Source organism: Thermomonas haemolytica (genome assembly GCF_004346265.1).
Lineage (GTDB): Bacteria > Pseudomonadota > Gammaproteobacteria > Xanthomonadales > Xanthomonadaceae > Thermomonas > Thermomonas haemolytica.
This window is the reverse complement of record NZ_SMAP01000003.1, coordinates 146,801-155,629: the sequence shown is the minus strand read 5'-3', so window position 1 is coordinate 155,629 and position 8,829 is coordinate 146,801. Positions and strand designations below refer to the sequence as shown.

Annotated in this window: 7 protein-coding genes (1 of these 7 running past the window's edge); 2 read left to right on the top strand and 5 right to left on the bottom strand. The window is 71.2% G+C overall.

Going from position 1 to position 8,829, the window contains the following annotated elements:
- The 5 genes from EDC34_RS05500 to pilG form a co-directional block, all read right to left on the bottom strand.
- A protein-coding gene (locus EDC34_RS05500; protein ID WP_132982859.1) for an Hpt domain-containing protein crosses the window boundary here: on the bottom strand, nt 1-3,072 show its 5' portion. 2,865 nt of this gene lie to the left of the window's left edge; only the first 3,072 of its 5,937 coding nucleotides appear in the window; it begins with the start codon at nt 3,070-3,072; the stop codon falls past the left edge of the window.
- 80 nt (nt 3,073-3,152) lie between these two features.
- Entirely contained in the window at nt 3,153-5,168 is a 2,016-nt protein-coding gene (locus tag EDC34_RS05495; RefSeq protein WP_114959734.1) for a methyl-accepting chemotaxis protein, read from the bottom strand.
- A gap of 33 nt (nt 5,169-5,201) precedes the next feature.
- Nucleotides 5,202-5,732 (bottom strand): chemotaxis protein CheW, encoded by a 531-nt coding sequence (locus tag EDC34_RS05490; protein WP_114959865.1) that lies wholly within the window; start codon nt 5,730-5,732, stop codon nt 5,202-5,204.
- Between the two features lie 271 nt (nt 5,733-6,003).
- The gene (locus EDC34_RS05485) at nt 6,004-6,369 is read right to left on the bottom strand and encodes a response regulator transcription factor (protein WP_114959735.1); all 366 of its coding nucleotides are present in this window, start codon (nt 6,367-6,369) and stop codon (nt 6,004-6,006) included.
- An 18-nt stretch (nt 6,370-6,387) separates the two neighbouring features.
- A complete protein-coding gene (pilG, locus tag EDC34_RS05480) occupies nt 6,388-6,789 on the bottom strand; it encodes a twitching motility response regulator PilG (RefSeq protein ID WP_114959736.1) in 402 nt (133 codons plus the stop codon).
- Between the two features lie 167 nt (nt 6,790-6,956).
- Between pilG and gshB the strand changes: the two genes are divergently transcribed.
- Together gshB and EDC34_RS05470 are read left to right on the top strand one after the other, a co-directional pair.
- On the top strand, nt 6,957-7,922 hold the full coding sequence (gshB, locus tag EDC34_RS05475; protein WP_114959737.1) for a glutathione synthase: 966 nt from the start codon (nt 6,957-6,959) through the stop codon (nt 7,920-7,922).
- Nucleotides 7,919-8,806 (top strand): TonB family protein, encoded by an 888-nt coding sequence (locus EDC34_RS05470; RefSeq protein ID WP_114959738.1) that lies wholly within the window; start codon nt 7,919-7,921, stop codon nt 8,804-8,806. Before gshB ends, EDC34_RS05470 begins: the two co-directional genes overlap by 4 nt.
- The last annotated feature ends 23 nt before the right edge of the window (nt 8,807-8,829 follow it).

The window sequence follows — 8,829 nt, the reverse complement described above, 5'->3', positions numbered from 1 at the left end:
CTCCTGACGCGCCGCCTCTTCCGCGGCCTGACGCTCGGCCTCCTCGCGCGCGGCCTGCTCGGCCGCGAGCCGCTCGGCCTCCTGACGCGCCGCCTCTTCCGCGGCCTGACGCTCGGCCTCCTCGCGCGCGGCCTGCTCGGCCGCGAGCCGCTCGGCCTCCTGACGCGCCGCCTCTTCCGCGGCCTGACGCTCGGCTTCCTGACGCGCCGCTTCTTCCGCCGCCTGGCGCTCGGCTTCTTGGCGCGCCGCCTCTTCCGCGGCCTGGCGCTCGGCCTCTTCGCGCGCGGCCTGCTCGGCCGCAAGCCGCTCGGCCTGCTGACGCGCCGCTTCTTCCGCGGCCTGGCGCGCGGCCTCTTCGCGCGCGGCCTGCTCGGCCGCAAGCCGCTCGGCTTCCTGACGCGCCGCCTCTTCCGCGGCCTGGCGTTCGGCCTCTTCGCGCGCGGCCTGCTCGGCCGCAAGCCGCTCGGCTTCCTGACGTGCCGCTTCTTCCGCGGCCTGACGCTCGGCTTCCTCGCGCGCGGCCTGCTCGGCCGCGAGCCGCTCGGCTTCCTGACGTGCCGCTTCTTCCGCGGCCTGACGCTCGGCTTCCTCGCGCGCGGCCTGCTCGGCCGCAAGCCGCTCGGCTTCCTGACGCGCCGCTTCTTCCGCCGCCTGGCGCGCGGCGTCCTCGGCTGCCAGCTGGGCATGATCGACGAACGGCAGGCTGGCTTCCGGCAGGGTGTCGCGCAGAGCCGCCATCCGCGCCGCCAGCGCGGCATACACCGGCACCTGCATCGGGGTCACCTGCAGCGCAAGGGTCGAGGCGCGCACCGCCTCGGCCACCTCGGCCAGCGCGGCCAGGCCAGCGGCATCGGCCGGCTGCTGCGCGGCCAGCAGGCGCTTGACGTAGCCCTCGGCGGGCGCGGTGAACGCGGTCACCGTGGGCACCTCGCTCATCGCGAAGGCGCCGTTGAGGGTGTGGATCGCGCGCAGCAAGGTGCTGTCGGCCCGCGCCTCGCCCGCACGCGCACCGGCCAGCCAGGCCTGCATGGTCTCCAGATGGCCGCCGACTTCGGCGCCCAGGATCTCCAGCAGCACCGGGTCCACCAGCACCACCGCCGTTTCCGGCTCGGCGGCCGCGGCGGGCACCGGCTCCTCGGCCGGCGCGGCGGCGGCATCGGCTTCGACCACGGCCACCGGGGCCGCCTCGATCAGGACATCTTCGCCGGCCGCCAGGCGGTCGGCCACGGCCTCCATCGCCGGGATATTGGCCGCGACCGCGGCCCCGTCGCGCAGGGCCGCATGCAGCGCCGGCAGCAGCTCGCGCGCCTGGCCGACGAAGGCCACCACCGCCGGGCTGGCCGGACGCGAGCCGTCCAGCACGCGGTTGAGCATGTTCTCCACGTGCCAGGCGAATTCGCCCAGCACCTTGGCGCCGACCAGCCGGCCGCTACCCTTCAGGGTGTGGAACACGCGCCGGATCGGGCGCAGGGCCTCGGCATCCTCGGGCGTCAGGCGCCAGGCTGGCAGCAGGGCATCGAGGTTGGAAATCTCGTCCTGGAACTCCTCCAGGAAGATCTCGCGGATCTCGTCGTCGATCTCGTCGCCGGCGGATTCGAACCCGGCCGCCATCGCGGCGCCGGCCGGCACCACGTCCACTGCCACCGCGGTGGGTTTGGCCGCCTCCGACGCTGCACTGGCCTCTGCGGCGAGGCCGGCGGCGATCTCGGCATCCGCATCGGTTTCGGCCGAAGCATCGGCATCGGGAGCGATCGCCGCATCGGATTCGGCACTTGCCGCCGGCGCAGGTGCGGCCGACTCGACCGGTGCCGCGGCTTCGACCGCAGCCGGCAGCGGCCAGTAGCGCAGCGCTTCCAGGCTGGCGCGGGTCTTGTCGAGCAGGTCCAGGCGCTGGCCGAGCGGGTCGTGCAGCGACTCGAGGAAATATTCCATGCTGGCCAGCGCATCGGCCAGGGTATCCAGCGTCTGGCCGCCCGGCACTTGCCGGCGCTCGACCAGCTCGCGCTGGGTGAACTGGCGTAGCGCGTCCAGGTAGCCCGCCGGAACCGGCTGCTCGAGGATGCGCAGGGCGCCGGCGACTTCGGTCAGCAGGCGCGGCACCTGCTCCAGGGTGGCGTGGTCCCAGTCGGTCTCGACAAAGGCGACGAACGCGTTGCGCACTTCCGAGAAATTGCTGATGGCGGCGCGGGTGAGCGCGCCCATGACCTTGCGCGATTCCTGCGCCAGCAGATCGCCGGCCTCGGCATCGCGGCCGCCTGCGCCGAGGTGGGCCACCTGGTCATCCAGCGAATGGTCGATGTAGATCAGCGCGCCGGCCACGTCCATCAGCGCGCCTTCGTCGAACGGACGCGCGCCGCTGGTGATGGCGTGCACGATGCGGCGCTGCTCTTGGACTACGCCGCGGGCGCTGTCCAGGCCGAGCATGCCGAGCGTTTCGCCGATCCGGTCCAGCGCCTCCACCTGCGGCTGCAGTTCCTGCACGTTGCCGTGCCCGGCGCGCAGGAACAGGTCGAGCGCGTCCTTCACCTTCAGCAGGTCTTCCTTGATCGCCGCCGCCACGGTGTCCAGCAGCGCGCGGTTGCGCCCGGCCAGGCTGCCGCGCGCATGCTCGAGTTCGGCCTCGGTCGGCGCCACCAGCAGTGTCGGCAGGGCGTCCTGACCGAGCTCGGACGCACCGCGCGCAACGCGCAAGGCGTTGATCAGCGGCAGCAGCACGATCGGGATGTCGCGGTGGCCGCCCTGCAGGCGCTCGAGGTAATCCGGCAGTTGCACCACCCCGCGCATGAGCACGGCCAGCGCCTCGTCGCGCGCGGGCACGCCGCCGGCGTGCAGCGCCGCGGCCAGCTGCTCCATCTCGCCCGCCACCATCGCCGGGGCCTGCAGCTCGAGCATGCGCAGGGTGCCCTGCACCTGGTGCAAGTGGTCGATGCAGGTCTGCATCGGTGCCGGATCGCCGGGCGCCTCGGCGAAGGCCTCGAGTTCGATCCGCGCCTGTCGCAGCGCCTCGTCGATCTCCGGCTTCACCCAGCCGAGCGCGGTGTGGTCGATGGCATCCCGCAGCGCCGTGGTCATGACGCCGCTCCGGTGGAGCCCGGCGATGCGGTGCTGGCCTGGAGGGTGTTGTTCATCCGGGTCCTCGTCTCAGCCCGGCGTCAAGCAGGCAGCTTGAAGTCGGCGACCGAACGGCGCAGGTCCGCCGCGAGCTGGGCCAGGTTGCCGATCGACTCGGCGGTCTGGCTCGCGCCTCGCGCGGTCTGCGCGGTGATCGACTGAATGGTGTTCATGGTCTGGGTGATGTTGGACGCCGCGCTGGACTGCTCCTGCGCCGCCACCGAGATGCCTTCGATGAGGCTCGAGAGGTCGGACGACACCTTTTCGATCTCGCCCAGCGCGGTACCCGCGTCCTCGGCCAGGCGCGCACCGGCGACCACTTCCGAGGTCGTCTGCTCCATCGACGACACCGCTTCGTTGGTGTCGGCCTGAATGGTCTGCACCAGCGACTCGATGCGCTTGGTCGCGCTGGAGCTGCGCTCCGCGAGGCGCTGCACTTCGTCCGCCACCACCGCGAAACCGCGGCCCGCCTCGCCGGCCGAGGCCGCCTGGATGGCCGCGTTCAGCGCGAGGATGTTGGTCTGCTCGGAAATATCGTTGATCAGTTCCACGATCGAGCCGATTTCCTGCGAGCTCTCGCCCAGGCGCTTGATGCGCTTGGAAGTCTCCTGGATCTGGTCGCGGATGCTGTCCATGCCGGCGATCGTCTGCCGCACCACGCCGGCACCGTTGGTCGCGATCTGCACCGAGCGGCGCGCCACCTCGGCGGAGTCGGCGGAGTTGCGCGACACCTGGTTAATGCTGGCCGCGATCTCGTTGATGCGGTCGGTGGCGGAGTTGATCTCCTGCGCCTGGTGCCCGGCGGCCTCGGCCAGCTGCATGGCGGTGGCCTGGGTTTCCTGCGCGCTGGCCGCCACCTGCACCGAAGTGTCGTTGATGGTGGCCACCAGGGTGCGCAGCTGCTCCACCGCGAAGTTGATCGAGTCCGCGATCGCGCCGGTCATGTCCTCGGTCACGGTCGCCTTCACGGTGAGGTCGCCTTCCGCGAGCGAACCCATTTCGTCCAGCAGGCGCATGATCGCCTCCTGGTTGCGGTCGTTCAGTTCCTTGGTGGTCTGGTAGCGGATGCGCTGGGCGCGGTTCAGGGCCCACAGCAGGCCGCCGATCGAGAACAGCGCCAGCGCGCCGGACAGGATGCTGACCCATACGCCACCGATGATGCTGGTGTCCTTCAGCGAACCGAACGAGGTGAACGCCGCGAACAGGCTCTCGCTGTCGCCCAGCAGCTTGTCCGAGCCGCCGGCCAGCGCCGCGGCCGAGGCCTGCGCACCGATCAGCCTGCGCGAGTCGCCGACGATCGCATCGAGGTCCTTCTTCATGCCCTGCCACAGGGTATTGGCCTGGGCCAGCGGGCCGATCGCGCCGACCGCGGTGACCTTGGCGATGTCCTGGCCGCCGTTGAGCAGCACGTTCATCTGGCGATCGAACACCGCCGCGTCGCGCCCCAGCGCGTCGGCCGCCACCTGGGCGCCGTCGCCGCCGGCGCGCAGTTCCGCGATCCGGCGGGCCATGGTGGCCGAGGTCACCACCTGGTTCAGGGCGGTGAACACCTGCGCCGAGCTGGCGCCGCCCGAGGCCAGGCCGCGCACCACTTCGTTCAGCTGCGCCTGCAGCTGCGGCACCTTGGCGGTGAAGCTGTCGGCACGGCCGGCCAGCGCCAGCACCGCCTGCTGCGATCCCAGCACCTCGTCCGCGCGCTTGGCCAGCGGGGCCCAGGTGGCGTTCACTGTGCCGATCGGGCCGGCCACGTCGGGCGAATCGCCGAAGCGGTCGTTCAGCCACTTGATGTCGGCGTCCACCTCGCCCTTGGTGGCCTTGAGTGCATCGAACGCCTGCGCATTGCCGTCGATCGCCTCGCGGGCCTGGTTGGCCAGGCGCTGCGAATTGAGCTGCAGGCGCGAGGCCGCCGTGCTGGCGCCACCGAGGCGCGAGGCCTTGGTAGTGGCGTACAGGGTATTGCCAGCGAACACCAACAGCGAGCCGACCAGCAGCCAGATCCAGAAGTTGGTGCTGAGATTGCGGCCCTTGCCGGCGGCGGAATCCATCAAATTGCTCATGCGTGCGACCTCGGCTTGCTTGGTGTCCGCTGTTCAGGCGGCGGCTTGGCGGAATTCGGGGGTGCGGGACAGGCGTTCGAGGCTGAACACGCCCCAATCCTGGTCGTTCATGCGGTAGGCGCGATCGACGAAATGGGCGTAACGCCCGTCCATCAGCGCGCTGGCGTCGATCGCCTGCGCCTCGACGAAGCTGCGCTGGCCGTACAGTTCGTCGATGGTGACGGCGACATCGCCGCCCGGCTGGCGCACCACCAGCACGCGCTGGCGCTCGTGCAGCACGGTGCGCTCGCCCTCGAGGAACTGCTTGAGATCGACCACCGGCAGCAGGCTGCCGCGGATGTTGGCGATGCCCAGCAGCCACGGCAGCGCGCCGGGCACGTGGGTCAGTGCCGGCAGCGGCAGGATCTCGACCACCTCGTCGAACCCGGAGGTGAGCCGGTGGCGGCCGACGCGATAGGCCACGCCGCGCCACAGGCCGGGCGCATCCAGCTGCTCGGGCAGGCCGGCGACGTGCGCCAGGCTGCGCTGCTCGTAATCGGCCAGCGCCAGGAACGGGGAGCGCAACAGGCGCGCGGGGCGCACCGGCACGCGCGCGGGCGCGATCGACGCGGTCTCGCCTGCTTCGGTCGCCGTCATGCCACTGGCCTCCAGCGCCTCCGCGCCCGACGCCTGCACATCGGCCTGGACATCGGCCTGCGCGTCGAGTTCCACGTCCGCGTCCACGTCGGCGGCCGCGGACGCGTCATCGACAGCCGCCGGCGATGGCGGCGCGGCGGGTGCCGCGGCGAACGGCGGACGCCCCTTGTGCTTGTGCTTGCCGCGCTTGGCCATGCCTTCAGTGCCCGATCAGTGCGTTGATCCGTGCCACCAGGTCGCTTTCGCGCGGCGGCTTGGTGATGTAGTCCTTGGCGCCCTGGCGCAGGCCCCAGACCCGGTCGGTATCCAGCCCCTTGGTGCTGATGATCAGGATCGGGATGTGCCCGGTCTCGGCATCACGGGTCAGGGTGCGGGTGGCCTGGAACCCGTTCATGCCGGGCAGGATCACGTCCATCAGCACCAGGTCGGGCTTCTCGCGCCGGCACGCGGCAATGCCGTCCTCCGCGCTGGCGGACGCGATCACCTCGTGGCCGTTGCGTTCCAGCAGCTGGATCATCACCGCGGCTTCGGTCGGTGAGTCCTCGATCAGCAGAATGCGAGCCATGAAAGCCTTACCCCCCGGTCAGGCATTGACGTAAGTGCGGATTGCCCCCAGCAGCTCCTCGCGCGTGAAGGGCTTGGTCAGGTACTGCTCGGAGCCGACGATACGGCCTCGCGCCTTGTCGAACAAACCATCCTTCGACGAAAGCATGATCACCGGCACAGATTTGAAGGTCTGGTTGTTCTTGATCAGCGCGCAGGTCTGATAGCCATCCAGGCGCGGCATCATGATGTCCACGAAGATGATCTGCGGGTTGTGGTCGGCGATCTTGGCCAGCGCCTCGAAACCGTCGGTGGCGGTCACGACCTCGCAGCCCTCGCGCGCCAGCAGCGTTTCCGCCGTGCGCCGGATCGTCCGCGAATCGTCGATGACCATCACCCTCAGCCCCTGGAGGTTGATGCCTGCCCCATCCTGCTGCGCCATGCATGCCCCTTGCGCGCTCTTGCGCGATTGCCAACCGCCGCGTCTGCGCGCGTTGCGAGCTGCCTTTATCCAAGCCTGCGGGCAGGCTGTCAAGCATTCGCGCAGCGAGGGCGCCGGCCGCGGCGGGGGCTGCTACCATCCTGCCCTCCCCCGACTGTGAAGCCGCCATGCCGCATTTTGGCCCGCTCGACGTGGTGGTCGTGATGGACCCGATCGCGGCCATCAAGATCGCCAAGGATTCCACCTTCGCCATGCTGCTGGAGGCCCAGCGCCGCGGCCATCGCCTGCACTACGTGCGCCCCGGCGGGCTGGGCGTGCGCGCCGGTCGCGCCGCCGCCACCGTGGCGCCGCTGCAGGTGCGCGATGTGTACGGCGACCATTTCCAGCTGGGTGAATGGGCCGAACTCGACTTCGGCCCCGGCCAGGTGGTGCTGATGCGCACCGACCCGCCGGTGGATGCCGATTACCTGCACGACACCCAGATCCTGGGCCTGGCCCAGCGCCAGGGCGCGCTGGTGGTGAACGACCCGCAGGGCCTGCGCGACTTCAACGAAAAACTGGCCGCGCTGCTGTTCCCGCAGTGCTGCCCGCCGACCCTGGTCAGCCGCGACGCCGGCGCACTCAAGGCCTTCGTGGCCGAGCACGGCGAGGCGGTGCTCAAGCCGCTGGACGGCATGGGCGGGCGCTCGATCTTCCGCGCCCGCGCCGGTGATCCCAACCTCAACGTGATCCTGGAGACGCTGACCGCCGGCGGCCGCCACCTGGCGATGGCCCAGCGCTACCTGCCGGAGATCGCGCAGGGCGACAAGCGCATCCTGCTGGTGGACGGCACGCCGGTGGACTACTGCCTGGCACGCATCCCGCAGGGCGACGAGTTCCGCGGCAACCTCGCCGCCGGCGGCCGCGGCGAAGGCCGCCCGCTGTCCGAGCGCGACCGCTGGATCGCATCCCAGGTCGGCCCGGAAATGCAGCGCCGCGGCATGCTGTTCGTGGGGCTGGACGTGATCGGCGACTACCTCACCGAAGTCAATGTCACCAGCCCGACCTGCATCCGCGAGCTGGACGCGCAGTTCGGCCTGAACATCGCCGGGATGCTGTTCGAGCGCATCGAAGCGCTGGCCGGGGGGCGATGACGGCACCCGGCGCTCCCGCCGTGCCGCCGGCCCCGCGCATCGGCGAGGCCGAGCGCCTGCGCGCCACCGTGGTGCTGTCGCTGCTGCTGCACGCGCTGGTGATCTTCGGGGTCGGCTTCGCGCTGGAGGACGCCGCCCCGCTGGTGCCGACCCTGGACGTGATCCAGACCCGCACCCAGACCCCGCTCACCCCGGCCCAGGCCGACTTCCTCGCCCAGGCCAACAACCAGGGCGGCGGCGAACAGGACAAGAGCAGCCGACCCGGCGCACCCCAGGCCGGCCCGGTGCCGCAGGCGACCGAGGGGCTGGCGCCGCGCCCGCTGCATGCGCAGTCGCCCGCGCCCAGCCCGCCGCAGGACAGCCGGATCGCCGCCTCCACCCGCGGCCAGCAGGCCCTGCCGCAACCGCGCCCGCAGCCGGAATCGCGCCCCGACGACCGCCCGCCCGGGCGCGAGAAGATCGACCACGACATCGAGATGGCGCGGCTGGCGGCCGAGATCCAGCTGCGTTCGGCCGAATACGCCAAGCGCCCGAAGCGCAAGTTCGTCTCCGCCAGCACCCGCGAATACGCCTGGGCCCAGTACCTGCGCGCCTGGGTGGACCGGGTGGAGCGGGTCGGCAACCTGAACTACCCGGACGAGGCGCGCCGCCGCCACATCGGCGGGGTGGTGGTGATCAGCGTCGGTGTGCGCCGCGACGGCAGCGTGGAAAGCATCCGGATCGTGCAGTCCAGCCACATCCCGATGCTGGATGCCGCCGCCGAACGCATCGTCAAGCTGTCGGAACCGTTCCCGCCGCTGCCGAAAACCGCCGAGGACCCGGACATCCTGCACGTCACCCGCACCTGGCAGTTCCTGCCGGGCGGCACGCTGGTGGACCGCTGACCCCGGCGCCGTCACGGCACCGG

Excerpts from the sequence above, each read along its gene's own strand:
- EDC34_RS05495 (WP_114959734.1), bottom strand. The coding sequence starts at position 5,168 with ATGAGCAATTTGATGGATTCCGCCGCCGGCAAGGGCCGCAATCTCAGC.
- EDC34_RS05485 (WP_114959735.1), bottom strand. The coding sequence starts at position 6,369 with ATGGCTCGCATTCTGCTGATCGAGGACTCACCGACCGAAGCCGCGGTG.
- pilG (WP_114959736.1), bottom strand. The coding sequence starts at position 6,789 with ATGGCGCAGCAGGATGGGGCAGGCATCAACCTCCAGGGGCTGAGGGTG.
- gshB (WP_114959737.1), top strand. The coding sequence starts at position 6,957 with ATGCCGCATTTTGGCCCGCTCGACGTGGTGGTCGTGATGGACCCGATC.
- EDC34_RS05470 (WP_114959738.1), top strand. The coding sequence starts at position 7,919 with ATGACGGCACCCGGCGCTCCCGCCGTGCCGCCGGCCCCGCGCATCGGC.